The sequence below is a fragment of the Streptomyces sp. NPDC007346 genome, from assembly GCF_040703535.1.
GTDB lineage: Bacteria > Actinomycetota > Actinomycetes > Streptomycetales > Streptomycetaceae > Streptomyces.
The window spans coordinates 45,502-71,562 of record NZ_JBEYKR010000014.1; the positions used below are offsets into that span (position 1 = coordinate 45,502).

22 protein-coding genes are annotated in these 26,061 nt (G+C 71.9%); 19 read left to right on the forward strand and 3 right to left on the reverse strand.

What is annotated here, in order from left to right:
• Positions 1-360: 360 nt before the first annotated feature.
• Positions 361-564, reverse strand: coding sequence for a hypothetical protein (locus tag AB0917_RS07090; RefSeq protein WP_366818464.1), 204 nt, complete (start codon positions 562-564; stop codon positions 361-363).
• A 145-nt stretch (positions 565-709) separates the two neighbouring features.
• Between AB0917_RS07090 and AB0917_RS07095 the strand changes: the two genes are divergently transcribed.
• The 4 genes from AB0917_RS07095 (at position 710) to AB0917_RS07110 (ending at position 5,469) form a co-directional block, all read left to right on the forward strand.
• On the forward strand, positions 710-1,933 hold the full coding sequence (locus tag AB0917_RS07095) for a histidine kinase (protein ID WP_366818465.1): 1,224 nt from the start codon (positions 710-712) through the stop codon (positions 1,931-1,933).
• A gap of 289 nt (positions 1,934-2,222) precedes the next feature.
• Complete coding sequence (locus tag AB0917_RS07100) at positions 2,223-3,008, forward strand: response regulator transcription factor (RefSeq protein ID WP_366818466.1); 786 nt, start codon at positions 2,223-2,225, stop codon at positions 3,006-3,008.
• 33 nt (positions 3,009-3,041) lie between these two features.
• A complete protein-coding gene (locus tag AB0917_RS07105; RefSeq protein WP_366818467.1) occupies positions 3,042-4,214 on the forward strand; it encodes a cytochrome P450 in 1,173 nt (390 codons plus the stop codon).
• A 40-nt stretch (positions 4,215-4,254) separates the two neighbouring features.
• Complete coding sequence (locus tag AB0917_RS07110; RefSeq protein WP_366818468.1) at positions 4,255-5,469, forward strand: cytochrome P450; 1,215 nt, start codon at positions 4,255-4,257, stop codon at positions 5,467-5,469.
• A gap of 254 nt (positions 5,470-5,723) precedes the next feature.
• Here AB0917_RS07110 and AB0917_RS07115 read toward each other — a convergent pair whose 3' ends face one another.
• Positions 5,724-6,743 (reverse strand): Gfo/Idh/MocA family oxidoreductase, encoded by a 1,020-nt coding sequence (locus tag AB0917_RS07115; protein ID WP_366818469.1) that lies wholly within the window; start codon positions 6,741-6,743, stop codon positions 5,724-5,726.
• 234 nt (positions 6,744-6,977) lie between these two features.
• Between AB0917_RS07115 and AB0917_RS07120 the strand changes: the two genes are divergently transcribed.
• From AB0917_RS07120 to AB0917_RS07185, 14 genes are all read left to right on the forward strand, one after another.
• The gene (locus AB0917_RS07120; protein WP_366818470.1) at positions 6,978-7,736 is read left to right on the forward strand and encodes a GntR family transcriptional regulator; all 759 of its coding nucleotides are present in this window, start codon (positions 6,978-6,980) and stop codon (positions 7,734-7,736) included.
• 240 nt (positions 7,737-7,976) lie between these two features.
• Positions 7,977-8,957, forward strand: coding sequence for a sugar ABC transporter substrate-binding protein (locus AB0917_RS07125; protein WP_366818471.1), 981 nt, complete (start codon positions 7,977-7,979; stop codon positions 8,955-8,957).
• Positions 8,954-10,012, forward strand: a complete 1,059-nt coding sequence (locus tag AB0917_RS07130) for an ABC transporter permease (RefSeq protein ID WP_366818472.1) — start codon at positions 8,954-8,956, stop codon at positions 10,010-10,012. The genes AB0917_RS07125 and AB0917_RS07130 overlap by 4 nt, the downstream gene beginning before the upstream one ends.
• Entirely contained in the window at positions 10,009-10,854 is an 846-nt protein-coding gene (locus AB0917_RS07135) for an ATP-binding cassette domain-containing protein (RefSeq protein WP_366818473.1), read from the forward strand. The genes AB0917_RS07130 and AB0917_RS07135 overlap by 4 nt, the downstream gene beginning before the upstream one ends.
• Positions 10,855-10,987: 133 nt before the next feature.
• Complete coding sequence (locus AB0917_RS07140; RefSeq protein WP_366818484.1) at positions 10,988-12,154, forward strand: ROK family glucokinase; 1,167 nt, start codon at positions 10,988-10,990, stop codon at positions 12,152-12,154.
• 224 nt (positions 12,155-12,378) lie between these two features.
• On the forward strand, positions 12,379-12,975 hold the full coding sequence (locus tag AB0917_RS07145; RefSeq protein ID WP_366818474.1) for a hypothetical protein: 597 nt from the start codon (positions 12,379-12,381) through the stop codon (positions 12,973-12,975).
• A 471-nt stretch (positions 12,976-13,446) separates the two neighbouring features.
• Complete coding sequence (locus AB0917_RS07150) at positions 13,447-16,545, forward strand: amino acid adenylation domain-containing protein (protein WP_366818485.1); 3,099 nt, start codon at positions 13,447-13,449, stop codon at positions 16,543-16,545.
• A 7-nt stretch (positions 16,546-16,552) separates the two neighbouring features.
• A complete protein-coding gene (locus tag AB0917_RS07155; RefSeq protein WP_366818475.1) occupies positions 16,553-17,338 on the forward strand; it encodes a leucyl/phenylalanyl-tRNA--protein transferase in 786 nt (261 codons plus the stop codon).
• A 265-nt stretch (positions 17,339-17,603) separates the two neighbouring features.
• Positions 17,604-18,305, forward strand: a complete 702-nt coding sequence (locus tag AB0917_RS07160) for an N-acetyltransferase (RefSeq protein ID WP_366818486.1) — start codon at positions 17,604-17,606, stop codon at positions 18,303-18,305.
• A gap of 115 nt (positions 18,306-18,420) precedes the next feature.
• Entirely contained in the window at positions 18,421-19,473 is a 1,053-nt protein-coding gene (locus AB0917_RS07165; RefSeq protein ID WP_366818476.1) for a methyltransferase, read from the forward strand.
• A complete protein-coding gene (locus AB0917_RS07170; protein WP_366818477.1) occupies positions 19,470-21,248 on the forward strand; it encodes an acyl-CoA dehydrogenase family protein in 1,779 nt (592 codons plus the stop codon). Before AB0917_RS07165 ends, AB0917_RS07170 begins: the two co-directional genes overlap by 4 nt.
• Positions 21,249-21,274: 26 nt before the next feature.
• The gene (locus AB0917_RS07175) at positions 21,275-21,943 is read left to right on the forward strand and encodes a transcriptional regulator (protein ID WP_366818478.1); all 669 of its coding nucleotides are present in this window, start codon (positions 21,275-21,277) and stop codon (positions 21,941-21,943) included.
• Positions 21,944-22,014: 71 nt separating this feature from the next.
• On the forward strand, positions 22,015-23,244 hold the full coding sequence (locus AB0917_RS07180) for a cytochrome P450 (RefSeq protein ID WP_366818479.1): 1,230 nt from the start codon (positions 22,015-22,017) through the stop codon (positions 23,242-23,244).
• Positions 23,245-23,326: 82 nt separating this feature from the next.
• Positions 23,327-23,887: a pyridoxamine 5'-phosphate oxidase family protein gene (locus tag AB0917_RS07185; RefSeq protein WP_366818480.1), complete on the forward strand. Its 561-nt coding sequence runs from the start codon at positions 23,327-23,329 to the stop codon at positions 23,885-23,887.
• A 31-nt stretch (positions 23,888-23,918) separates the two neighbouring features.
• Here AB0917_RS07185 and AB0917_RS07190 read toward each other — a convergent pair whose 3' ends face one another.
• On the reverse strand, positions 23,919-24,509 hold the full coding sequence (locus AB0917_RS07190) for a TetR/AcrR family transcriptional regulator (protein ID WP_366818481.1): 591 nt from the start codon (positions 24,507-24,509) through the stop codon (positions 23,919-23,921).
• A gap of 94 nt (positions 24,510-24,603) precedes the next feature.
• Between AB0917_RS07190 and AB0917_RS07195 the strand changes: the two genes are divergently transcribed.
• Positions 24,604-26,061, forward strand: a 1,458-nt coding sequence (locus AB0917_RS07195; RefSeq protein ID WP_366818482.1) for an MFS transporter, incomplete at its 3' end; no start/stop codon positions are given.

Sequence of the window (26,061 nt, forward strand, 5' to 3'; positions counted from 1 at the left end):
GCCGTCCGGCGGTGCGCCCGCCTCTGACCACGGGCGATGCCGGCGGATGATCCGGGCGGGATGCGTCCGGTGAGACAGGTGTTCCCTTCCGCCGCGTCCGCCCTCGCGCCACCTCGCGCCACTTCACAGGGCCTGGGTGACCGACCTGCCTGTTTTGGCGGGCACTGCGTGGGGGTGGCGCGGCGTGGAACGGGGGGACCACAAAGGAGGGACAGGTGCATGACCAGGCCTTGGGCCGGGGCTCGGGTCATGTGTCGCGCTGGGAGTGGGAGTGGGACTGGGGCCGGGGCCGGGGCCGGGGCCGGGGCCGGGTCTGGTCTCGGGATAGGCCCCGTCTCAGGTCTCGTCCCAGGTCTTGCCTCAGTTTTTGATCGCGTCCGCCGCGACCATGACGGCGACCCCTGTCACCACCAGCACGATGTTGACGAAGAGCGAGTGGTCGCTGAGGAAGTCGATGTGCCGCACCAGCGTCCCCAGCCGGAACCAGCCGGTCCACTCGTACAGCAGCCCGCCGACGCCCTGGATGAAGACGAGGAACCCGATCGTCTCGACGATTTTCTTCATGCGCCGAGCCTCCCGTCCGCCCCGCCCCCGCCGCGTCGGCCACCGGTCGCCCCTGTCGCGCCGAAAGTAGCGAACCCTGCGACTTTGGTCGCGCCCCGGTCGCGCGGGGTCCGTCCCGGCTGCCCGTCTGCGTAACTTTGTCGATATGACGCGCACCGAGTACCGCTGGCTGCTCCCCTCGGCGATGGCCGATCCCGAGCTGCCCGGCGACCGGAACCGGACGCGGCGGACCGTGCGTGACTGGGCCGTCGACATCACGGTCTTCCTCTGTTCGGCCCTCTTCGGCCTGCTCGTCCTCGCCGCGATCGAAGCCGACGACACCACGGCGGACGCGGTCGTGTTCGTGGACTCGGTGATCGGTGCGGCGGCCTGCTGCGCGCTCTGGCTCCGGCGGCGCTGGCCCGTCGGACTCGCCGTCGGCCTGACCGTCGTCTCCATCGTCGAACCCGTCGCCGCCGGCGCACTGCTGGTCGCCCTCTTCAGCCTGGCCGTGCACCGCCCCTTCAAGCCGGTGGCGATCGTCGGCGCGGGGGCGCTGGCCGTCACGCCCCTCCAGCCCATCCTGCGCCCCGACCCGGCCACCTCCTTCGTCGCCTCGTCCATCATCGGGCTCCTGCTCGTCCTGCTGGTGCTCAGCTGGGGCATGGTCGTACGCTCCCGGCGCCAGCTCGTGCTCACGCTCCGCGAACGGGCGCGCCGCGCCGAGGCCGAGGCGGAGCTCCGGGCCGAACAGGCCCAGCGACTGGCCCGCGAGGCCATCGCCCGGGAGATGCACGACGTCCTCGCCCACCGGCTCACCCTGCTCAGCGTCCACGCCGGCGCCCTGGAATTCCGGCCCGACGCCCCCACGGCCGAGATCGCTCGGGCCGCCGGGGTCATCCGGGACAGCGCCCACGAGGCGCTCCAGGATCTACGGGAGATCATCGGCGTGCTGCGCGGCCCCGGGGAGACCGGCGAGGGTGAGCGGCCGCAGCCCACCCTCGCCACCCTGGACGCCCTGATCGACGAGTCCCGCCGGGCGGGCATGAAGGTCACCGTCGACCAGCGCGTCGCCGCCCCGGCGGACGCCCCCGCCGCGACCGGCCGCACGGTGTACCGCATCGCCCAGGAGTGCCTGACCAACGCCCGTAAGCACGCACCCGGCACCGAGGTCACCGTCACGGTGACCGGCGGGCCCGGGGAGGGGCTCACCATCGAGGTGGCGAACCCGGCCCCCACTGAACCCTTCGAACGGGTGCCCGGTTCCGGCCAGGGCCTCATCGGCCTCACCGAACGTGCCAACCTCGCCGGGGGCCGGTTGGAACACGGCCCTACGGCGGACGGCGGCTTCGTCGTCCGCGCCCGGCTGCCGTGGCCCGCCGCCGCATGAGACGGGGACCCGCTGCCGTGGCCATCGGTGTGAGGACGGGCCCGGCTGGCGTGGCCGGCGGTGGGAGGAGTGAGCCGACTGGCGTGGCCCACGGTGGGAGACGGAGACCCGCTGCCGTGGCCATCGGCGTGAGGACGGGCCCGGCTGGCGTGGCCCGCGGTGGGAGGGAGGGCTTGGCCGGCGTGGTCCGCGGCAGGTGGAAGGGTCCGTGGCGCGGCCCACGCGCCGGCCACCCCCGTACGGCGCCCACCCCACCGGCCCGCCGGACCGGCTGGCTACGGTGGCCGTCATGACCACCCCAGCCTCCCCGACCCCTCCGGCCTCCCCGACCCCTCCGGCCTCCCCGACCCCTCCGGCCTCCCCGACCCCTTCCGCGCCCCCGCCCGTCCGGCTGCTCATCGTCGACGACGACCCGCTCGTGCGGGCCGGGCTCACGCTGATGCTCGGCGGGGCCGAGGACATCGACATCGTGGGGGAGGGCGCGGACGGCAGCGAGGTCGCCGCCCTGGTCGAACGGCTGCGTCCCGACGTCGTCCTGATGGACATCCGGATGCCCGGCATGGACGGGCTCACCGCGACCGAGCAGCTGCGCCGCCGCCCCGACGCGCCCGAAGTCGTCGTCCTGACCACCTTTCACGCCGACGAACAGGTCCTGCGGGCCATCCGCGCCGGAGCGGCGGGATTCGTCCTGAAAGACACCCCGCCCGCCCGGATCGTGGACTCCGTCCGCCGGGTCGCCGCCGGGGACCCGGTGCTCTCGCCCGCCGTCACCCGGCAGCTCATGGCCCGAGCCGCGGGCGGTGCGCGGGACGACCGCACCAGCCGGACCGAGCGCGCCCGCGGGCGGTTCGCGGAGCTGGCGGAGCGGGAGAGAGAGGTGGCCCTCGCCGTCGGACGCGGGCACTCCAACGCGGAGATCGCGGGCGAGCTGTACCTCAGCGTCGCCACCGTCAAGACCCATGTCTCGCGCATTCTCGCCAGACTCGACCTGAACAACCGGGTACAGATCGCGCTGCTGGTTCACGACGCCGGCCTCCTCGACATGGGCGACGAGGGGAGCGGCAGCCTACGCTGAGTGGTCCGAACCGGGAAGAGGGGGCTGACCACGATGGCTGTGCTCGATCTGCGGGACCTGCCGGATTTCACGGCGAATCCCTATCCGTACTACGCGAAGCTGCGCGCCGAGGGTCCGGTGCACACGGTGCGCACCGAGGAGATGGAGCGGATCTGGCTGATCGTCGGGTACGAGGAGGCCCGCTCGGTCCTCGCCGACCAGCGCTTCGGCAAGGACTGGCGGACCACCGGGCGCTGGGCCGCCGAGGCCAACCCGATCAGCGCCAACATGCTGGAGCTGGACGCCCCGCACCACACCCGGCTGCGCAGGCTCGTCGCCCGTGAGTTCACCGCCCGCCGCATCGAGGCGCTGCGCCCCCGGGTCACCGAGATCACCACACAGCTGCTCGACGCGATGGTCCCGGCCGGCTCCGCCGATCTCGTCGACGCGCTCGCCTTCCCGCTCCCGATGACCGTCATCTGCGAACTGCTCGGCGTCCCCGACATCGACCGGGACACCTTCCGTACGCTCTCCAACGGCATCGTGACCCCCACCCCGGCGCAGCGGGAGGCCGACCCGGTCGGCGCGATGAGCGCCTACCTCGTCCAACTCATCGAGGACAAGCGCAGTTCGCCCGGCGACGACCTGATGAGCGCGCTGATCAGGAGCCGCGACGAGGGCGGCGACGGGCTGTCGGCCGACGAACTGGTCGGCATGGCCTTCGTGTTGCTCGTCGCCGGGCACGAGACCACCGTCAACCTGATCTCCAACGGGGTACGGGCGCTGCTCGACCACCCGGACCAACTCGCCCTGCTGCGCGCCGATCCCGGGCTGCTCGACGGGGCGGTGGAGGAGATGCTGCGGTACGACGGCCCGGTGGAGACGGCCACCTTCCGCTTCACCCGTGAAGAGGTGACGGTCGGCTCCACCGTGATCCCGCACGACGAGGCGGTGCTCGTCGCCCTCGCCTCGGGCGACCGGGACCCCGAACGGTTCGAGGAGCCGGACACCTTCGACATCCGCCGCGGACCCCAGGGGCACCTGGCCTTCGGGCACGGGGCGCACTACTGCCTGGGCGCCCCGCTCGCCCGTATGGAGGCGCGCATCGCGATCGGGGCCCTGCTGGAGCGCTGCCCGGACCTCGCCCGCGACCCGGCGGGAGGGGAGCCCGAGTGGCTGCCCGGCCTGCTGATGCGCGGTGTGCGGCGGCTCCCGGTGCGGTGGTGAGTCCGGTGCGCATCGACAACTCTCCCGGAAGGAAACCGCGTTGACCGCCGAAGCGACCTCAGGAACCGATGCGCTGGTTGATCTCGCCGCGCTCGGCGACGCGTTCACCCGCGACCCGTATCCCGTCTACGCCGCGTTACGGGCCAGGGGCCCGGTCCACCGGGTCCGCATCCCCGAGGGCTCCGACGCCTGGCTCGTCGTCGGGTACGAGGCCGGGCGGGCACTCCTCGCCGATCAGCGGCTCTCCAAGGACTGGGCCAACGCCTCGCCCGCGCTCGGCGTCACCAAGGTCTCCGCCGGCACCTCGATGCTCGGCAGCGACGCCCCCGACCACACCCGGCTGCGCAAACTCGTCGCCCGGGAGTTCACTCCGCGCCGGATGGAGCAACTGGCCCCGCGCGTCCAGGAGATGACCGACGAACTGCTCGACCGGATGCTGGCCGCACCGGACCGGCGGGCCGATCTCGTCGAGGCGCTCTCCTACCCGCTGCCGATGAACGTCATCTGCGAGCTGCTCGGTGTGCCGTTCCTGGACCGGACGGCCTTCCGCGAGTGGTCCGACCAGGCGGTCTCCTCGGTCGACGTATCGAAGCGTGACTCGTCCAGGAAGGCGATGGCCGCCTACCTGACCGGACTGCTCCAGGACAAGCGGGAGCGGCCGGGCGACGACCTGATGAGCGCGCTGATCCACACCGCCGACGAGGGCGGCGACCGGCTCTCCGCCGACGAACTGATGGGCATGGCCTGGCTGCTGCTCGTCGCCGGTCACGAGACCACCGTCAACCTCATCACCAACGGCGTGCACAACCTCCTCGCCCATCCGGACCAACTCGCGGCCCTGCGTGCCGACTTCGGGCTGATCGACAGCGCGGTGGAGGAGATCCTGCGCTTCGAGGGGCCCGTGGAGACCCCGACGTACCGCTTCACGACCGAATCGATCGACATCGGCGGCACGGTGATCCCCGGCGGCGGTGAACTGGTCCTCGTCGCGATGTCGGACGCCAACCGGGACCCCGCCCGGTATCCCGACGCGGCCCGTTTCGACATCACCCGGGACGCCCGGGGCCATATCGCCTTCGGGCACGGCATCCACTACTGCCTGGGCGCCCCGCTGGCCCGGATCGAGGCCCGGGTCGCCCTCCGGTCGCTGCTGGAGCGCTGCCCCGAACTGCGCCTGACCGCCGACCCGGCCACGCTCGACTGGCGCACCGGCATCCTGATGCGGGGGCCGCTGAGCCTGCCGGTGGCCTGGTAGAGGGGGTACGGAAACACCGCGCCCGCCCCGCCCCTGGTGCGGCGGGCGCGGTCCTGGCCGACCTGCGCGGCCTCGGCTGACCCGCCTGGCCCTGGCCGACCTGCGCGGCCTCGGCTGACCTGCCTGTCCCCGGCTGACCGGCGCGGTCCTGGCTGACCTGCCTGTCCCCGGCTGACCCGCTCGGCCCCGGCTGACCCGCCCGGCCCCGGCTGACCCGCCCGGCCCCGGCTCACCCCCCAACCCCAGCTCCTGGCTCACCCGCCCGGGATCTCCTCCAGTGCCACCGGGCGCCGTTCGCGGCGGGAGGTCTCGCAGGCCTCGGCGATCCGCAGCGCGTGCAGGGCCTCTCGCCCGTCGCACGGGTTGGCCAGCTCGCCCAGGGCGACCCGGAGGAAGGCGTCCAGCTCCGCCTCGTACGCCGGGGCGAACCGCTCCAGGAACCCCGGCCACGGCTTCGGCGGAGCGCCCGGCCCCTCCGGCTCGGCCGAGGTCAGCGGCGTACGGTCGTCCAGGCCGACGGCTAGCTGGTCCAGCTCACCGGCCAGCTCCATGCGGACGTCGTACCCGGCGCCGTTGCAGCGGGTCGCGGTGGCGGTGGCGAGCGTGCCGTCGTCCAGGGTGAGCAGGGCGGCGGCCGTGTCCACGTCGCCCGCCGCGCGGAACATCGCGGGCCCGGCGTCCGACCCGGTGGCGTACACCTCGCGGACCTCGCGGCCCGTGACCCACCGCAGGATGTCGAAGTCGTGGACCAGGCAGTCCCGGTAGAGCCCGCCGGAGAGCGGGAGGTAGTCGGCGGGCGGCGGGGCGGGGTCCGAGGTCACGGCCCGTACGGTGTGCAGCCGCCCGAGCCTCCCCTCCCGGACCGCCGCCCGCGCCCCGGCGTACCCGGCGTCGAAGCGCCGCATGAAGCCCAGCTGGAGGACGCTGCCCGCCGCCTCGACCTCCGCGAGGGCGCCGAGCGTGCCGGGCAGGTCCAGGGCGATGGGCTTCTCGCAGAACGCGGGCAGCCCGGCCCGCGCGGCGCGGGCGATGAGCGGGGCGTGGGACGCGGTCGCCGAACAGATCACCAGGGCGTCGGGCGGGCCCCCCGCCTCGCCCCCACCGGCGAACAGGCCGTCCACCGACACCGCCGTCGCCCCCGTCCGTGCGGCGGCCACCGCGGCCCGCTCCGGGTCCACGTCCGCCAGCAGCAGCGTCTCCACCGCGGGGTGACGGCTCAGCACCCCCGCGTGGAACGTGCCGATCCGTCCCGTTCCGATCAGTCCGATGCGCATGGGCCCCAAGGTGGCGTTGCCCGGTCATCATGTCAAGCGTTTGTCCTGACAAATGGCGCCCGCACCGATACGCAGGGCGCCCGCACCGATACACAGGGCGGCCGGACCGACGCGCAGGGCGGCCGTACGGGTGCGCAGGGCGGCCGTACACATGCGCAGGGAGGCCGCATCGGTCGACGGTTCCCCCTCCCGCCTGCCATGGCTTTGTCCGGACAATCGAACTACGCTCGCTCCGTGACCGCACAAGGAGCCGATCAGCCGCTGCCGCTGAGCGTGGACCGCACCAGCCCGGTGCCGCTCTACTTCCAGCTGGCGCAGCAACTGGAGGCCGCCGTCGAACAGGGCCGACTGGCCCCCGGCACCCTGCTCGGCAACGAGATCGAGCTCGCCGCCCGCCTCGGCCTCTCCCGCCCCACCGTCCGCCAGGCCATCCAGTCGCTCGTCGACAAGGGGCTGATGGTGCGCCGCCGGGGCGTGGGCACCCAGGTCGTGCACAGCCAGGTCCGCCGCCCGCTGGAGCTCAGCTCGCTCTACGACGACCTGGAGGCGGCCGGCCAGCGCCCCGCCACCAAGGTCCTGCGCATCGCCACGGAGCCGGCCACCGCCGAGATCGCCGCCGCACTCGGCGTCGCCGAGGGCACCGAGGTCCACCGCGTCGAGCGGCTGCGCTACGCCCACGACGAGCCGATGGCCCTCCTGCTCAACCACCTGCCCCCGGACCTGCTCGCCCTGCCGGTGCGGGAGCTGGAGTCCACCGGGCTCTACCGGATGATGCGCGCCTCGGGCATCACGCTGCACAGCGCCCGCCAGTCCGTCGGCGCACGCGCCGCCACGGCCGGGGAGGCCGAGGCCCTGGACGAGGAGCCGGGCGCGCCGCTGCTCACCATGGAGCGCACGACGTACGACGACACCGGCCGCGCGGTCGAGTTCGGCGCGCACGTCTACCGGGCCTCGCGCTACGCGTTCGCCTTCCAGCTCCTCTCCCGCCCCTGAGCAGGGGCGCCACCGCCGGCCCGTCGGCTCCGGCCCGTCCGGCGTTCGAGGACGGGCCGGCAGAGCCCCGCACGGCCCGGCAGGGGGATCCCGCCGCCCCTGCCGGGCGCGCCAGGCCCAGGCTCGGGGATACTGGGCAGCCGGCCCGGGGCCGTACGCTCCCCGGCCCGGTCAAGCGCACAGCGAGCAGCAGTAGAAGGGCACGGCGTCGTGGCAAGGGTTCGGACAGGGGTACGCGCGATGGGCGCCGTGCTGGCAGTGGTGCTGGGCGCCTCCCTCGCGGGATGCAGCAGCACCGGCGGCAAGCGGGCGGAAGAGCGCGCGGCCGAGGCCGCCGAGGGGCGGGCCGCGGTGAACACGCCCCGCTGGACCTTCGCCATGGTCACCCACTCGGGCGACGGCGACACCTTCTGGGACATCGTCCAGAAGGGCGCGGAGCAGGCGGCCCTCAAGGACAACATCAACTTCCTCTACTCGCACAACGACGAGGGAAACCAGCAGGCCCAGCTCGTCCAGACCGCGATCGACAAGAAGGTCGACGGGCTGATCGTCTCGCTGGCCAAGCCGGACGCCATGAAGGCCGTGGTCGCCAAGGCCGTCAAGGCGGGCATCCCGGTCGTCACGGTGAACTCCGGCTCCGCCGAGTCCAAGGAGTTCGGCGCCCTGACCCACATCGGCCAGGACGAGTCGATCGCCGGCGAGGCCGTCGGCGACGAGCTGAACAGGCGCGACCGCAAGAAGGCGCTGTGCGTCCTGCACGAGCAGGGCAACGTGGGCCACGAGCAGCGTTGCGCCGGGGCGAAGAAGACCTTCGACGGCACGATGCTGAACCTGTACGTCGACGGCACCAACATGCCCGACGTCACGGCGTCCATCGAGGCCAAGCTCCAGTCGGACAGGAGCATCGACGCGGTCGTCACCCTCGGCGCCCCCTTCGCCGACGCCGCCGTCCAGGCCAAGCAGACGGCGGGCAGCAAGGCCGAGATCGACACCTTCGACCTGAACGCCAAGGTCGCCACCGGCCTCCAGACCGAGAAGCTCGGCTTCGCCGTCGACCAGCAGCCCTACCTCCAGGGCTACCAGGCCGTCGACCTGCTCTGGCTCTACCGCTCCAACCTCAACGTCCTCGGCGGCGGCCAGCCCGTTCTGACCGGCCCGCAGATCATCACCGCCGACGACGCGGACGCCCTGGCCGACTACACCAAGCGGGGCACCCGATGAGCGGCTCCACAGCCGCCGCCCCGGAGAAGCCGACGAAGGCGGACGAGCGCCTGGTGCGCACCTCGCCGGTGCGCAAGCTGCTCGGCCGCCCCGAGCTGGGTTCGGTCGTCGGCGCGGCAGCGGTCTTCCTCTTCTTCGCGATCGTCGCCGACAGCTTCCTCCAGGCCTCCAGCTTCGGGACCGTGCTGTACGCGGCCTCCGTCCTCGGCATCATGGCCGCCCCGGTCGCGCTGCTGATGATCGGCGGCGAGTTCGACCTCTCCGCCGGTGTCCTGGTGACCAGCTCCGCGCTGATCTCCTCGATGTTCAGCTACCAGATGACGGCCAACGTCTGGGTCGGCGTCTTCGTCTCGCTGCTGGTCACGCTCGCCATCGGCGCGTTCAACGGGTTCGTGCTGACCCGCACCAAGCTGCCGAGCTTCATCATCACGCTCGGTACGTTCCTGATGCTCACCGGGCTCAACCTCGGCCTCACCAAACTGATCAGCGGCACGGTCTCCACCAAGGCCATCGGGGACATGGAGGGCTTCGAGTCCGCCCGCGCCCTGTTCGCCTCGACGCTCACCCTCGGCGGCGTCGAGTTCAAGGTGACGATCCTGTGGTGGGTGGCGCTCGTCGCGCTCGCCACCTGGATCCTGCTCCGTACCCGCTTCGGCAACTGGATCTTCGCGGTCGGCGGCGAGGCCGACGCCGCCCGCGCGGTCGGCGTCCCCGTCATCCGTACCAAGATCGGGCTCTACCTGGGTGTCGCCTTCGCCGCCTGGGTCTCCGGACAGCACCTGCTCTTCAGCTACGACGTCGTCCAGTCCGGCGAGGGCGTCGGCAACGAGCTGACGTACATCATCGCGGCCGTCATCGGCGGCTGCCTGATCACCGGCGGCTACGGCTCCGCGATCGGCTCGGCGGTCGGTGCCTTCATCTTCGGCATGACCAGCAAGGGCATCGTGTACGCCGAGTGGAACCCGGACTGGTTCAAATTCTTCCTGGGAGCGATGCTGCTCCTGGCCACCCTGCTCAACGCGTGGGTGCGCAAGCGCGCGGAGGCGACAACATGACGGCCACGTCCGAGAAGAGCGCGGGCCCCCTGGTCGAGCTGGACGACGTATCGAAGTTCTACGGCAACATCAAAGCCCTGGAACACGTCTCGCTGGAGGTCCACGCGGGTGGGATCACCTGCGTCCTCGGGGACAACGGCGCCGGCAAGTCCACCCTCATCAAGATCATCGCGGGGCTGCACCGGCACGACGCCGGCCGGTTCCTGATCGAGGGGGAGGAGGTCACCCTCGCCAACCCGCGCGACGCCCTGGACCGGGGCATCGCCACCGTCTACCAGGATCTCGCCGTCGTCCCGCTGATGCCGGTCTGGCGGAACTTCTTCCTCGGCTCCGAGCCCACGCTCGGCACCGGCCCCTTCAAGCGCCTCGACGTCCGGCGGATGCGCGAGACGACCCGCGCCGAGCTGCTGCGCATGGGCATCGACCTGCGCGACGTCGACCAGCCCATCGGCACCCTCTCCGGCGGCGAGCGCCAGTGCGTGGCCATCGCCCGTGCCGTCCACTTCGGCGCCAAGGTCCTCGTCCTGGACGAGCCGACCGCGGCGCTGGGCGTCAAGCAGTCCGGGGTGGTGCTCAAGTACGTGGCGGCCGCCCGCGACGCCGGGCTCGGCGTGGTCCTCATCACGCACAACCCGCACCACGCCCACCTCGTCGGCGACCGGTTCATCCTCCTCAAGCGCGGCGCGATGTCCGGCAGCCACACCAAGGACGACATCACGCTGGACGAACTGACCCGTCAGATGGCGGGCGGCAGCGAGCTGGAGGAGCTCAGCCACGAGCTGGAACGCACCCCGGCCCCCACCCTCCCGGGCACCTCCGCGTCCACCGACAGCGTCCCCTGACCGGAGACCCGCCCCGGCGCGGCCGACCCCGGCCGACGGCCCCGGGGGCGCGGCAGTGGCAGAATCGAGCCCGGCGGACGCCGTCCGCCGCCGGGCGCGAGAGGCGACCGGCTTCCCCGACCCCGCAGGGACGATGAGCACGTACCGCGACTTCGCAGACCGCGGCTCCGCCCGCGCCACCGTCCTCAAGACCGTCGGCACCAAGGAACGCCGCTCGCACCTCACCGCGCCGCGCGTTCCCACGGTCGGGATCGACATCGGCGGTACGAAGGTGATGGCGGGCGTCGTCGACGCCGACGGCAACATCCTGGAACAGCTGCGCACCGAGACCCCCGACAAGTCCAAGAGCCCCAAGGTCGTCGAGGACACCATCGTCGAACTGGTCCTGGACCTCTCCGACCGGCACGACGTCCACGCGGTGGGCATCGGCGCGGCGGGCTGGGTGGACGCCGACCGCTCCAAGGTCCTCTTCGCCCCCCACCTGGCCTGGCGCGACGAGCCCCTGCGCGACGCCATCGCCTCCCGCCTCGTCGTCCCCGTCATGGTCGACAACGACGCCAACACGGCGGCCTGGGCGGAGTGGCGCTTCGGTGCGGGCCGCGGCGAGGACCACCTCGTCATGATCACGCTCGGTACGGGGATCGGCGGCGCGATCCTGGAGGACGGCCAGGTCAAGCGCGGCAAGTACGGGGTGGCCGGTGAGTTCGGCCACATGCAGGTCGTGCCCTCGGGCCACCGCTGCCCCTGCGGCAACCGCGGCTGCTGGGAGCAGTACAGCTCCGGCAACGCCCTGGTCCGCGAGGCCAAGGAACTGGCCGCCGCCGACTCCCCGGTCGCGCACTTCCTGCTGGACCGGGTGAAGGGCAACATCCCCGACATCACCGGCCCGCTCATCACCGAGCTGGCCCGCGAGGGCGATGCGATGTGCATCGAGCTCCTCCAGGACATCGGCCAGTGGCTCGGCGTCGGCATCGCCAACCTGGCCGCCGCGCTCGACCCCTCGTGCTTCGTGATCGGAGGCGGTGTCAGCGCCGCCGACGACCTCCTGATCGGCCCCGCCCGGGACGCCTTCAAGCGCCACCTCACCGGCCGCGGCTACCGCCCCGAGGCCAGGATCGCCAAGGCACAGCTCGGCCCCGAGGCCGGTATGGTCGGCGCCGCGGACCTCGCCCGGCTGGTCGCCCGCCGCTTCCGCCGGGCCAACCGGCGCCGCGTCGAGCGGTACGAGCGGTACGCCCAGATCTACGACCAGGCGGCGAGCACCCTCCGCAACACCCGGGCGACCCGGACGGCCGACTGAACCGCAGCCGCCCGCCAGGCGTCCACGCACGTGTACCGAAGCCGCCGACGCCCCCGACACCGCAAAGGCCGAAGCCGCCCCGCACCCGACTCCGTAACCCGCCCCCGACTCCGTAAGCCCCGAAGCCGCCCCGCCCGACTCCGTAACCCGCGAAGCCGCTCCCCGCACCCGACCGGCCTCCCCGCCTCCGTACTCCGCTCCGCAGCACGAGGGACCACCTGATCATGATCGCAGCCGACAACCCCGTGGCGCCGCCCCAGTCCGAGTCGCCGGCCGGCGGCGAGGGCAAGCCGCCCGAGAGCCCCCGCCGGGTCTTCAAGCGGCGGTTCATCACGGCCACGATCATCGTGCTGCTGATCGGCATTCCCGCCGGCTACCTGCTGATCTCCGCGGGCCAGAGCCGCCGCTCGGGCAAGGACAAGGAGACCGAGGCGGCCGCCCAGGGCCTCCGCGAGGGCTGGCCGTCGCGGATGCAGCGCCGGATCTTCGAGATCCCGAACCCCGGGAACGGCACCGGGGTCCAGTACTACGAGACCAACAACTGGAAAGCCAGCCGGATGTACGTGAAGTTCCGGACGACCTCCGCCGGGCTCGACCGCTTCCTGACCGGCGTCGGCACCGGCCGCGCGGCCCTGGAGCCCGGGACCGTCAACATCAGCGCCCGGGACATCAACATCACCGACTGGTACTTCGCCCCGGACCAGAACTGGGCGAGCACCACGCACACCAACGAGAAGCCGCGCCCCACCCAGACCATCACGGTCAATATGACCGACCCGGCCAGCCCTGTCGTCTATGTCGTCTCGGCCGCGACCCCCTGACCGGAGGCGTGCGGTAACCGTCGTACGTCGCGCTCCTGCTGAGTGCGACGCTCTTGGGTATTAGCTAATCCGGCCCGCATGCCCATTTTGTATCGCCGCATATCATCTCCTCGCTTTCCGTGTGGGCGATATGCAATAAATGAATGGCCGCGTCCGCATTCGGCTGTCTCGTTGCCAACTGACGCTTGATCAGTTAGCTTCCTGGGTGCAAGGTTGCTCATGCCCGGAGCGGGGGAGCGAGATACCCCAACCCCCTAGGGGTACGGGTGTGCCCGCTGGATGAGTGCTCAGGTCAGACCGTTCCACATGGACCGAACCGTCGACGAACCGCGCCACAGCTCGCGAGCGGTGTTCGTGCTCCCGGTAGGGGAGCGAGCCCCAAGAAGTCACCATTCTTTCGTTGTACCGCTGCTGCTTGACCACACGTGCCCGCGCCATTGATCGAGGGGACCGATGGAAAACGAGAGCAAGATGCTGGTCCACGAGCGTTTCGCACTTCGGGCTGCCGCCCAACCGCGGTTAATCGCGGTGGAACAGGGTGATGAGCGGATCACCTATGCCGAACTCGACCTTTCCGCCGATCGGTTGGCGCGCCGGCTGCGAGCCCGTGGCGTCGGCCGGGGTTCCGTGGTCATGGTCCACCAGGAACGGTCGATCGGCCTGGTGGTGTCCCTGCTCGCCACGTTGAGGGCCGGGGCGACGTATCTGCCCGTCGAACCGGGTCTGCCCGAGCGCCGCGTAACGGCGTTGGCCCAGGAGACCGGCTGCGCGGCGGTCCTCGCGGCCCCGGGCACTCCGGACCACTTCGGTGCGCAGGGTCTGCCGGTCCTGGACGTCGGCGCTCCGGAGCGGGAGCCGGTGGAGGCTCCGGCGGAGGCGGCGGAGGCGGCGGCGGTGGAGGCGGCGGCGGTGGAGGCGGCGGACTGCGCGTACATCATCCACACCTCCGGCTCCACCGGGGCTCCGAAAGGCGTGAAGGTCGACCACGCCTCGCTCGCCCACCTCGTGGGCGAGGTCAACGAGCGGTACGGAATCGGTCCGGCGGACCGGGTGCTACAGCTCGCGGCCGTCACCTTCGACACCTCCATCGAGCAGATCCTGGTCACGCTGCTGAACGGTGCGACGCTCGTGCTGCCCGACCGCCTCTGGGCTCCGAGCGAACTCCGGGGCGAGTTGACCGACCGCCATATAACTGTCATGGACCTGACCCCTTCGTACTGGCGTGCCTTCCTGGCCGAGCTCGCGAACGAGCTGAACGAGCCGAACGAGCTGGGGGAGCCGAGGAAGCCGGGGAAGCCCAACGAGCCGGGGGAGCTTCCCGTCCGGCTGACGATCGTGGGCGGCAGCGCCGTGCACGCCGAGGACTGCCGGACCGCCCTGCGGCTCATGCCGGGCTCGCGCCTGGTGAACGCGTACGGACTCACCGAGACGACCATCACCTCCTGCACGATGGAGATCACGCCGCAGGCCCTTCCCGACCGCGGCCCGGCCCCGGTCGGCCGGCCGCTGCCGGGCACCGTCGTCCATGTGCTGGACGAGGAGATGCGCCCGGTGCCGACGGGGCGGCACGGCGAGGTGTACATCTCCGGACGCGGCGTGGCCCAGGGCTACCTGACGGAGTCCGCGACGCGGGAGCGGTTCCTGCCGGACCCCCACGCGGAGCCGGCCGGAACGCGGATGTACCGCACCGGGGACCTCGGAGGGTGGACGCGCGAGGGGAACCTGGAGATCGTGGGGCGCGCCGACCGGCAGATGAAGGTGCGGGGCTTCCGCGTCGAGCCGGGCGAGATCGAGGCGGCGCTCTCCTCGCACGAGCGGATCGCGGACGCCGCGGTGACGACGTACAGCCGCCGCGGCGAGGCCGAGATCGCCGCGTACTACGTCCCGGCGTCCAGCGGCGCGGGACCGCTCGGGGCGCAGGAGTTACGCGCGTACCTGGCCGAGCGGCTGCCCGGCTACATGGTGCCCTCGGCGTTCGTCCAGCTCTCCGGGATGCCGGTGAAGACCAACGGCAAGGTGGACCTCGAAGCCCTGCCCGAGCCGGAGGCGGGGGCGGCGGAGCGCCCGTCCGCCCCGGCGGACGGAGCCGGGCGGACGGCCGGCGCGGTCGAACGGGCCGTGGCCGGGATCTGGCGCCAGGTGCTCGGCACCGACCACGTCGAACCGTACGACAACTTCTTCGAGCTGGGCGGGGACTCGATCCTGGCCGCCCAGCTCCTCGCGAAGGTCCGGGCCTCCCTCGGCATCATGATCACCCAGGTCCGTCCGCTGATCCGGCTGCTGCTCGACGACGCGACCCTGCGCGGATTCGCGGCCGCCGTCGAGTCGGCCAGGGCCGGAACGTTCTCCGACGACGACGCCAAGGCCGTCGACTTCACCGCCGAGGCCGCGCTGGACGTCCCCGTCCGGCGGACACCGGTCACCCCCGCCTCCTGGGAAGAGCCCGCCCACATCTTCCTCACGGGCGCCACCGGCTTCCTCGGGATCTATCTGCTGCGCGAGCTGCTGGCCACCACCGACGCGACCGTGCACTGTCTCGTACGGGCCGACAGCGACGCCCACGCGATGGACCGGATCCAGGCCAACGCCCGGCACTACTTCAAGGACGACCTGGCCGGACACCGTGCCGCCGGGCGGATCTCCGCCGTCCGGGGGGACCTGGCCGCGCCACGGCTGGGGCTTTCGGAGGACGCGTTCGACCGGCTCGCCCGGCTCGTCGACGTCGTCCACCACCCGGGCGGCCTGGTCAACTTCATCTACCCCTACGCGCACATGCGGGCGGCCAACGTCGACGGCACGCGCGAGATCATCCGCCTCGCCGCCCGCTACCGCAACGCCCCCGTCCACTACACCTCCACCATGGCGGTGATCTCGGGCTTCGGCACCGCGGGCGTCCGCCACGTCACCGAACAGACCCCCGCCGCCCACGTCGACCACCTGTCCGTCGGCTACGTCGAGAGCAAATGGGTCGCCGAACTGCTGTTGCGCAACGCCTCCGAGGCAGGGCTCCCGGTGGCCGTCCACCGGGCCGCCGACATCTCCGGCGACCGCGAGACCGGCGCCTGGAACACGGCGACGGAAATGTGCGCGATGAAGAGGTTCATCGTGGACACCGGCACCTCTCCGGTGGCCGAACTCCCCCTCGACTACACCCCCGTGGACTGCTTCGCGGCAGCCGTGGCGCACATCGCCCGGCGCCGGCTGCCCTCGGGCGAGGTCTACCACCTGACCAATCCGGGCAAGACGAACGTCTCCGTCCTCACCGACCGGCTGCGGGCCCACGGGCACACCATCCGTGACGTGTCCTGGAACGAGTGGCTCGACGAGGTGGTCCGGGTCGCGGTGGAGCAGCCCGACCACCCCATGACCCCGTTCGCCCCGCTCTTCATCGACCGGTGCTCCACGGGGGCGATGAGCGTGGCCGAGATGTACCTGGAGACCACCTTTCCGGTCTTCACCCGGGACAACGTCGAAGAGGCCCTGCGCGGCAGCGGCATCGAGATCCCGCCGGTGGACGGCGAGATGCTCGATCGCTACATCCGGTATCTGACCGACATCGACTTCCTGTGAGGCGGGCATGTTGATCGCGAGCCTGCCCCGGCCCCGGCCGGCCTGGGAATCCCTGGACCTCACGCACGCACCCGCCGAAGGGCCGGTGGCGTTCGGCGACGACCTGAGCCCGCAGAGCCTGCTCGGCGCCTACCGCCAGGGGCTCTACCCCTTCCCCGCCGAAGGCCCCGAACACCGGCTGTTCAACGAGATGAGTTACGAGCCCGAGGTGGCCGCCGGGCGGGTGAGACTCCTGGCCGGTTCCCAGGAGCCCTTCTCCGTCGCCTGGTGTTCCCCCGACCCGCGCCCCCTCATCCCGGCGCACCGGGCCCACGTCCAGCGCAGCCTGCGCCGCCAACTGCGCGGGGAGACGCGGTGGACCACCACCGTCGACGTCTGTTTCGAACGCGTCGTCTCGCACTGCCGCGAGGGCCGTTCCGAGCGGTGGCTGACCGACGAGCTGCTCGCCAGCCTGTGCCGGCTGCACGCGTGCGGCTATGCCCACAGTGTGGAGGTCTGGGAGGACGGTGAGCTCGTCGGAGGCACCTTCGGGATGCGCGTCGGCGCGGTCTTCAGCGCGGACTCGCAGTTCACGCTGCGCAGCGGAGCGGGGAAGGTCGCCGTCCTCGAACTGAGCCGGCGCTTCGCCGAGGCAGGCGGCCTCGCCGTCGACGTCCAGCACGACGGCGACCACGCCAGGCTGCTCGGGGCCCGCCCGGTACCCCGGTCGCGGTACCTGGAACTCCTGCGCGCCCCGCACGACGGCTCGGCCCTGCCCACAGGGCCGCAGCCCGCCCGTCGACTGGCCGACTGACGCCGGCCGCCGTGTCGCGGCACGACGACACCACGGCACGACGACACCCCGGGCACCCCGGGCACCCCGGGCACACGGGCACCACGGCACCACGGGCACCACGGCACCACGGGCACCACGACATCACGGACATCACGACAGGAGATCCGTCATGCCCACCAGCACCAGCACCAGCACCAGCACCAGCCCCGGCACCGGCACCGGCCTCGGCGTCGCCGGGCTGCACGTCGCCAGTCTCGCCGAACGGCCCGACCTGGAGTCGGCCATGCTGACGATGGAGTCGTCCTGGCCGGCGTACATCCGTCCCGACCCCATGCTCGTCCACTGGGCCTTCGAGCGGCACGCCCGGCACCAGCTCGTGGTGTTCGACGACGACGGCACGGTCGTCGCCCGTGCGGCCAGTGTGCCGCTCGCCTGGGACGGCGACCCGGACACCCTGCCCGACCAGGGCTGGGACGAGGCGCTCCGCCAGTGCATGTCCGACACCTACTCCGGCCGCGACCTCGACACCCTGTGCGCGATGGAGATCGCCGTGGCCCCCGGACGCAAGGCACAGAACCTGTCCGGGCGGGTCCTGCGGGCCCTCAAGGACCACGGTCGCCGAGAGGGCTGCCACGACCTGGTGGCACCGGTGCGGCCCAGCCTCAAACACGCGCACCCGGAGCTGTCGATGGACCGGTACGCACGGCGTACCCGCCCTGACGGACTGCCCGAAGACCCCTGGCTGCGCGTGCACGTGCGCGCGGGCGGCCAGGTGCTGAAGGTCTGCCCGGTGTCGATGACGATCTCCGGCAGCCTCGCCCAGTGGCGCTCGTGGACCGGGCTGCCCCTGGACCGCAGCGGCCCCGCCGAAGTGGCCGGCGCCCTGAGCCCGCTCGTGGTGGACGTGGAGCACGACCACGCCGTCTACATCGAGCCCAACGTCTGGGTACGACACCGGCTCACCGGCCGCCCGCAGCACGCGTAGCCGTTCCGCCACCGTTCCCCTTCCCCTTCCCCTTCCCCCTTCCCCCGACGCCCGACGCCCGACGCCCGACGTACGAAGCACGACATCCGACACCGACACCGGAGGACGAATCCCGATGACCGCAGTCACGAACGACCCCGCCCAGAAGATGGACCTCAGGGCAGCGCTGATCGAGCGGATCGGCGGTTACATGACGGCCCACTCCATCGGTGTGGCCGCCGACCTGGGCATAGCCGACCTGATCAAGGACGAGGTGCGCGGCAGCGACGAGCTGGCGGCGGAGAGCGGAACCCATGAGCCGTCGCTGCGCCGCCTGCTGCGTACGCTGGCGGCGGTCGGGCTGACCACCGAGCCCGAGCCCGGCCGCTTCGCGCTGACCGATGTGGGGGCCCAGCTGCGGTCCGATTCCCCCGACTCGCTGCGGGCCTTCTCCCGGATGTTCTGCCACCCCATCCTGCTCCGCGCGTGGCAGGGTCTCGGACACTCCGTCACGACGGGGGAGCGGGCGTTCGACCACGTCTACGGCAAGGACTTCTACAGTTACGTCGCCGACGAGGGCGAGGCCAACAGGCTGTTCAACGAGGCGATGAGCGAGGAGTCGAGGATCGCCGCCGGGCAGCTGGCGGCCGGGTACGACTTCTCCCAGGTCAAGAAGGTGATCGACCTCGGCGGCGGTGACGGCACCCTGCTGGCGGCGATCCTGTCCACCCAGCCCCATCTGCGGGGCATCGTGTTCGACAGCGCGAGCGGGGTCGCCGAGGCGCCCGAGGCCCTGAGCAGGGCGGGCGTGGCGGACCGCGGCGAGGTGCAGGCGGGCGACTTCTTCCAGGACATCCCGACGGACGGCGACCTCTACATCATCAAGAGCGTCTTCCAGGACTGGAGCGACGAGGACTCCCGGGCGCTGCTGCGCTCCTGCCGCTCCCAGATGCCCGATTCCGCCACCCTGCTCATCGTGGGCTCCGTACTCCCGGAGACCGCCTCCACGGACCAGCCGATCATGTTCTTCACCGACCTGAACATGCTGGTCAACACCGGCGGGCGGGAGCGGACCGAGAGCGAGTTCCGCGCGATGCTCCAGGAGACCGGCTTCACCGTGCGCTCCGTACGGCTCGGTGCGGCCGGACCGCTCTCCCTCATCGAGGCCGCGCCCGCGGCCGAGCGGTGACGGCGCCGAGCTTCGGCGCGGAGCTGTTCCTCGGACGGCCCCGCACCGGCCTGCTGACCCTGCCCGCCGGTGACCCGAGGCGCCTGGCGCACGAGGACGAGCGGTTCCTCGCCCGCCTGAGGGAGTTCTGCGAGAAGAAGGTCGACGGCGACCTCATCGAGCGGGAGGACCGCGTCCCCGACGAGGTCATCGAGGGGCTGAAGGACATCGGCGCCCTCTGCATCAGGATTCCCCGGGAGTACGGCGGCCTCGGCCTCTCCACGATGTGCTATTTCCGGGCGCTGATGATCGTCACCACGGCGCACTCGGCACTCGGCGAACTGCTCGCGGCCCACCAGGCCATCGGGCTGGTCCAGCCGATCGTGCTGTCCGGCACCGAGGAGCAGAAGCGGGCGTTCCTGCCGCGCTGCGTACGGGAGATCTCCGCGTTCACCCTCACCGAGCCGGACATCGGCAACGACCCCTTCCGGATGCACACCACCGCCGTCCCGGACCGCGCCTCGGGCACGTACACGCTGAACGGGGTGAAGCTGTGGGCCACCAACGGGGTGATCGCGGACCTGCTCGTGGTGATGGCCGTGGTCCCGGCCTCGGACGCGGGGCCCGGCGGGATGACCGCGTTCGTGGTGGAAGCCGACTCCGCGGGGGTCACGGTGGAGCACCGCAGCTCCTTCCTCGGCCTCCGGGGCCTGGAGAACGGGGTGATCCGCCTGCATGAGGTCGAGGTCCCCTCGAGCCACCGGATCGGGGACGAGGGGGCCGGGCTGGACATCGCGCTCGCGGCGCAGGACACCAGCCGGCTGTCGCTCCCGGCGGTGTGCGCCGCGGCGGCCAAGTGGAGCCTGAAGGTCGCCCGTGAGTGGGCCGGTGTCCGGGTGCAGTGGGGCCGGCCGATCGGCGAGCACGACGCCGTCGCGGGCAAGCTGTCGTTCATCGCGGCGACCGCGTTCGCGCTGGAGGCCATGGTGGAGGTCACCGGGCGCCTCGCGGAGTCGGGCAGCGCCGACACCCGGCTCGACGCGGAGCTGGCCAAGCTCTTCGCGTCGGAGCAGGCGTGGCTGGTCGCCGACGAACTCGTGCAGATCAGGGGAGGCCGCGGCTACGAGACGGCCTCCTCGGCGGCGGCCCGGGGGGAGCGCGGCGTACCGGCGGAACAGCTGTTGCGCGACCTGAGGATCGGCCGCATCTTCGACGGCTCCACCGAGGCCCTGCGGACCTTCATCGCCACGGCGGTGATCGAGCGCCGTCGCGCCGAGGACGGTACGGAGGCAGCGGCCGGTGGCGCCGAGCGGCGGGACGCCCGCCCCAGGGCCCCGGAGCCGTTGGTCCGGCACCGGCGCTTCGTCGAGGAGGCCGCAGGCCGACTGGCACGGGCAGCAGAGACGTACACGCACCTGCCGGACACCGAACTCCACGATGAGCAGAGGCAGTTGGGGCGCATCGTCGACATAGGTGCCGAGCTGTACGCGATGGCCGTCACCTGCGCCTACGCCGAGGCGCTGACCGCGCACGGTGACACACCCGTCCAGCTCGCCGACGCCTTCTGCACCCAGTCGCGGCGGCGCGTCGCGGAGCTCTTCGAACGGTTGCGGAGCAACACCGACGCCGGTGACCGGGCGGTCGCCCGCCACCTGCTGGCGGCCCGCTTCACGTGGCTGGAGGACGGCGTCGTCGACGCCTGTGCCGACGGCCCCTGGATCGCCGAGCCGGTGCCGGGGCCGGCCACCGGGCGCGATCTGCGCCGCAAGGTCCCGGCGCACGGACGAAACCGCTGAACCCGACGGAGGACAAGGAGCGTTCGATGAACGACGACGACATCACCGGCCTGATCAGGTCGGCGCGCCGGCAGACGGCCGGGCATCCGGCCGGCAACCGGTTCCTCGATCTGCTGGAGGCGGGGCACGTACCCAAGGAGACACTCGGCGCGCTGGCCGGTGAGCTGTACCACCTCGTGCGCAGCGACCGCCGCAGCTTCGCGCTGCTCGCCTCCCGCTTCCCGTCCGCGCGGGCCGGCGACCTCTTCCTCACGATGGCCCAGGGAGAGGGGCAGGCCCTGCGGCTGCTCCAGGACTTCGCCGCCGCGCTCGGCCTGGACGAACAGCGGCTGGCGGCCCATGAGCCGAGCCCCCTCGCCCAGGCCTACCCCGCCTATCTGACGCAGACCGCGCTCCACGGCACGCGCAGCGACACGGCCCTCGCCCTTCTGGCCAACGCCGAGGAGTCGGGCCGCCAGTACGCCCGTGCGGCCGACGCCCTGCGTGCCCGGTACGGGTTCGGCGACGCGGAGGTCGGGCACTTCCTCTTCTTCGCCGACACTCCGCAGGAGCTTCTCGACCAGGCGGTGGCCACGCTGAAGGAAGGCCTCTCGGAGGGGGACGACCCCACGGGCGCCCTGCGTACCGCCCGCATGGTCCACGGCTACGAAGCCCTGTTCTGGAGCTCCTTCACCGAGGGCACCGGCACCGGCTGACGGAGCCCCTCACCGATGTGCGCACATCATCCGGCCGGACTCGACGAACCAGCTAGCCGCAAGGGGTACACATGATCGGCTTCAGCACGTCGCCCACCACGGCCCTCGACAGTTCGGGTGGCCGCTGCATGTACGAACAGGTCGACCGCCTGCGGGAGATGGGCCCCGCCGTCCCCGTCGAACTGCCCGAAGGGGTCGGTGCCTGGTCGGTCACCAGGGGAGACGTCGTCAGACTGCTGCTGACGCACCCGGGCGTCTCCCGGAACCTCAAGAAGAACGTACCGAGTTACGAGCCCGGGTCCGTGCCCTGGCTCTCGCCGTGGGTGGACGTCGACTCCATGGCCACCGCCGAGGGCAAGGACCACGCGCGGCTGCGGAAGCTGATCACGCCGGCCTTCACCCCCCGGCGCGTCGAAGCGATGCGGTCCCAGGTCGAGGCCATCGTGGCCAGGCTGCTCGACGAACTGGAAACACGGCCGGGCGATGAGGCCGTGGACCTGCACAAGGCGTTCGCCTACCGGGTGCCGACCGAGATGATCTGCGACCTGTTCGGGGTGCCGCGCGGCCAACGTGCCGATGTGCTGGACCTGTTCGTGGCCGTCGGGCAGACCGACGTCAGCGAGGAGGAGTCGCTCGCGATCAACGACGACCTGGTGGCGACCATGCGTACGCTCATCGACGCGAAGCGCCGGGAACCGGGGGACGACCTCACCAGCTTCCTCCTGGCCGCCCGGGAGGAGGACAACGACCCCCTCACCGAACACGAGTTGATATCGACCCTGCTGCTGATGCTCGGCGGCGGGAGCACGACCACCATCAACCTCATCGATCACACGGTGCGCGAGCTTCTCGCCCACCCCGGCCAGTTGCGCACCCTGCGGGCCCGTCCGGATCGCTGGAACGACGCGATCGAGGAGTCGCTGCGTACCCACTGCCCGGTGATGCATCTGCCCATGCGATGGGCCGTCGAGGACATCGACCTCGGCGAGGGGGTCGTCATCCGGGCCGGTGACGCCATTCTGATCTGCTACGGAGCCCACGGCCGCGACCCCGGCGTCCACGACGACCCGGCCGCCTTCGACATCGACCGCACGGACAAGGACCACCTCGCCTTCGGGCTGGGCGCCCACTTCTGCCCCGGGTCGCACCTCGCCCGACTGGAGGCCCAGGTGGCTCTGCCGGCGTTGTTCGAGCGCTTCCCGCGGCTGGAACTGGCCATCAAGCCCGACGAGACGGAACACGAGCGCACCTTCATCGGCAACGGGATCACCGCCCTGCCCGTCCTCCTCCGCCACACGTAGCCGGAGGCGGGGCGTTCGGCCCATCGTCCACCCTCCATCCGGTTCTCCGCCAACAAACGCCCGTAGCAAGGGAGTTGGAGCCATGCGTGACAGTACCCAGCCATCACCGCCCGACGTCGCCGAGGAGGAGGCGAAGAGCCTGACCGACCGGACCGAACGGCTCCTGGCCCAGGCGCGCTATCTGAACCTGGCGACGGTGTCGCCGGAAGGATCCCCCTGGGTGGCGACGCTGGAGTACGCCTGGCTCGGTGGTCCGCCGCGCTTCCTGTACGGCTCGGCGACCGGCTCCCGGCACAGCCGCGACATCGCCTCCTCACCCGAGGTCGGCGGCTCGCTCTTCGTCGGCGGCGGCGCGGCCGGGCTGGAGGTCGCCGCGGTCGACGGGGCCCAGTTCACCGGGGTCTGCTCCGAGGTCGCCGCCGCCGACCTGGAGCGGTACCACTCCCTGTTCTACGAAGCCGTCTTCCCCGACGAGGCGGAGCGCGCGCGGTGGATGCTGCCGCAGTCCTCGCTGCGGGCGCCGGCCGTGCACCGTCTCTACCTGATCGAGGTGCGGCGGTGGTGGCTGATCGACACCCGGACATGGGAACAGGACCGGATCGACCGCCGCGTCGAACTGCCCCTCACCGCGTTCGGGCGCTGAGCCCGAAGGGTGTCCGGCGGTGCGCCGCACCTCACTCCCGGGCGACCGGGGCGTAGGCGCCCAGGATCGTCTCGGAGATGAGGTGCGGGGCGGCCGACCGGTCCAGCCGGCCGTTGGCCACATCGCTCGCGGCCCCCTTGATGATGTGGTGCAGCGCCCCGGCCAGCCACGGGGCCGGCAGGTCCGCGCGGAAGACGCCCTCCGCCTGCCCCCGGGCGATCAGATCGCCCACCCGCTGCTCGGGTCTGGCGTGCAGATCACGCACCCGTCCGGGCGGCAGGCCGGCCTGGGCCGCTTCGAGGACCGCACTCGACTGTGCGATCAGCAGCCAGCTCGATTCGATCAGCCTGCGCAGCGCCTCGCGCGGATCACCCGTCAGATCCAGCGCCTCCAGGACCTCGTCGCCACGGTCGAGAAGCCGCGTCAACGCGGCCTCGACCAGGGCGTCCCGGGACGGGAAGTGCCCGTACAGCGTCACCCGGCCCACCCCGGCGGCCCGTGCGATCTCGATGACGCTCGCATCCCGGTCCTGACTCAGGCAGCCGATCGCCGCGTCGAGGATCTTCTCCAGGTTGTGCTGAGCGTCGGCCCTGCGGGCGGACTTGGGCACCGGGCGAGACATGCAACCCCTTAAGTCAAACACCGTTGTATGAGTTATAGTACGCGACGGAACTCGAACACCTCTGTTTGACTTAATCTGAAGGGGGCGGAATGTCATGACCGAACCCATGGCCTCCACCACGGGCACCGCCAGCCCCGACCCGCGGCGCTGGAAGATCCTCGGAATCGTCGGCGTCGCCCAGCTGATGCTGATCCTGGACGTCACCGTCGTCGCGATAGCCCTGCCCCACATGGGCGCGGAGCTCGGACTGGAGCGCGAGACGCTCACCTGGGTGGTCAGCGGCTACACCCTCGCCTTTGGCGGCCTCCTGCTTCTCGGCGGACGCGCCGCAGACCTGTTCGGCGCCCGCCGCCTCGTACTCCTCGGGCTGCTGCTCTTCACCGCGGCGTCGCTGGTCGCCGGTCTGGCGGCGTCGGGGCCGATGCTCCTGGGGGGACGCGTCGTCCAAGGCCTCGCCGCGGCCATGCTCTCCCCGGCCGCGCTCTCGCTGATCGTCACCACCTTCGAGGGCGACGAGCGGAACAAGGCGCTGGGGATCTGGTCGGCCCTGGGAGGCAGCGGCGCCGCGCTGGGAGTGCTCCTCGGCGGGGTCCTCACGGCGGGACCGGGCTGGCCCTGGGTCTTCTTCATCAACATCCCGGTGGGGCTCATCCTGTTCGTCGCCCTGCGCGCGCAGCTCCCGCCGAAGCCGCGCCCCGCCACCAGGGGGCGACTCGACGTACTGGGCGCCCTGCTGGTGACCGCGGCCACCGGGGCCCTGACCTACGCCCTCATCAGGGCCGGGGACCGAGGGTGGGCCACCGCGACGACCGCGATCCTCCTCGTGGCGGCGGTGGTGCTCTACGCGGCCTTCGTGGTGCGCCAGCGCACGGCCGCTGGCCCGCTCATGGACGTACGGCTGCTGATCCGCCGGCCCGTCGCGGCCGGCACCCTCCTGATCCTCGTGGCCACCGCCCTGATGATCATGGTCTTCTTCCTCGGGACGTTCTACCTCCAGGACCATCGCGGGTACGGCCCCCTTGCCACCGGCCTCCTCTTCCTGCCCGTGGCTCTGGCCACCATGGTCGGGGCCAGCGGCGCGGGCCGCGTCGTCGGCCGCACCGGACCCCGCCTGCTCGGAGTGGCCGGGCTCCTGGTGGCCGCCGCCGGCATGGCGGTCCCGGCGTTCTGGGGCGGGACCCTGGCGATGGTCCTCGGTGTCGGAATCGCCGCCGCGGGCACCGGAGTGGTGTTCGTGGTCGCCTCCGCCACGGCCCTGGGGCAGATCGAACCGCACGAAGCCGGTCTGGCATCGGGGATCGTCAGTACGTTCCACGAGTTCGGGGCCTCGCTCGGCGCCGCGGTGGTGTCGAGCATGGCCGCGGTGAGCATCGCCGGAATCGACACCTCGGGCTTCTCGCGCGGCTTCGCCACCGGCGCGGTCGTCGCCGTCGCGGCCGCTGCCCTCGCCTTCCTCGTCACACCGGACCCCCGCTCCCGGAGACTCACCGGAGCACCGGGCCGCCGGCGGCCGATGGAAGAGGCGCGTGAGGAGGACCCTGGGCCGGCCTAT

Coding starts and splice junctions, on each gene's coding strand:
- AB0917_RS07090 (WP_366818464.1), bottom strand. CDS start 564: ATGAAGAAAATCGTCGAGACGATCGGGTTCCTCGTCTTCATCCAGGGC.
- AB0917_RS07095 (WP_366818465.1), top strand. CDS start 710: ATGACGCGCACCGAGTACCGCTGGCTGCTCCCCTCGGCGATGGCCGAT.
- AB0917_RS07100 (WP_366818466.1), top strand. CDS start 2,223: ATGACCACCCCAGCCTCCCCGACCCCTCCGGCCTCCCCGACCCCTCCG.
- AB0917_RS07105 (WP_366818467.1), top strand. CDS start 3,042: ATGGCTGTGCTCGATCTGCGGGACCTGCCGGATTTCACGGCGAATCCC.
- AB0917_RS07115 (WP_366818469.1), bottom strand. CDS start 6,743: ATGCGCATCGGACTGATCGGAACGGGACGGATCGGCACGTTCCACGCG.
- AB0917_RS07125 (WP_366818471.1), top strand. CDS start 7,977: ATGGGCGCCGTGCTGGCAGTGGTGCTGGGCGCCTCCCTCGCGGGATGC.
- AB0917_RS07130 (WP_366818472.1), top strand. CDS start 8,954: ATGAGCGGCTCCACAGCCGCCGCCCCGGAGAAGCCGACGAAGGCGGAC.
- AB0917_RS07135 (WP_366818473.1), top strand. CDS start 10,009: ATGACGGCCACGTCCGAGAAGAGCGCGGGCCCCCTGGTCGAGCTGGAC.
- AB0917_RS07140 (WP_366818484.1), top strand. CDS start 10,988: ATGAGCACGTACCGCGACTTCGCAGACCGCGGCTCCGCCCGCGCCACC.
- AB0917_RS07145 (WP_366818474.1), top strand. CDS start 12,379: ATGATCGCAGCCGACAACCCCGTGGCGCCGCCCCAGTCCGAGTCGCCG.
- AB0917_RS07150 (WP_366818485.1), top strand. CDS start 13,447: ATGCTGGTCCACGAGCGTTTCGCACTTCGGGCTGCCGCCCAACCGCGG.
- AB0917_RS07155 (WP_366818475.1), top strand. CDS start 16,553: ATGTTGATCGCGAGCCTGCCCCGGCCCCGGCCGGCCTGGGAATCCCTG.
- AB0917_RS07160 (WP_366818486.1), top strand. CDS start 17,604: ATGCTGACGATGGAGTCGTCCTGGCCGGCGTACATCCGTCCCGACCCC.
- AB0917_RS07165 (WP_366818476.1), top strand. CDS start 18,421: ATGACCGCAGTCACGAACGACCCCGCCCAGAAGATGGACCTCAGGGCA.
- AB0917_RS07175 (WP_366818478.1), top strand. CDS start 21,275: ATGAACGACGACGACATCACCGGCCTGATCAGGTCGGCGCGCCGGCAG.
- AB0917_RS07180 (WP_366818479.1), top strand. CDS start 22,015: ATGATCGGCTTCAGCACGTCGCCCACCACGGCCCTCGACAGTTCGGGT.
- AB0917_RS07185 (WP_366818480.1), top strand. CDS start 23,327: ATGCGTGACAGTACCCAGCCATCACCGCCCGACGTCGCCGAGGAGGAG.
- AB0917_RS07190 (WP_366818481.1), bottom strand. CDS start 24,509: ATGTCTCGCCCGGTGCCCAAGTCCGCCCGCAGGGCCGACGCTCAGCAC.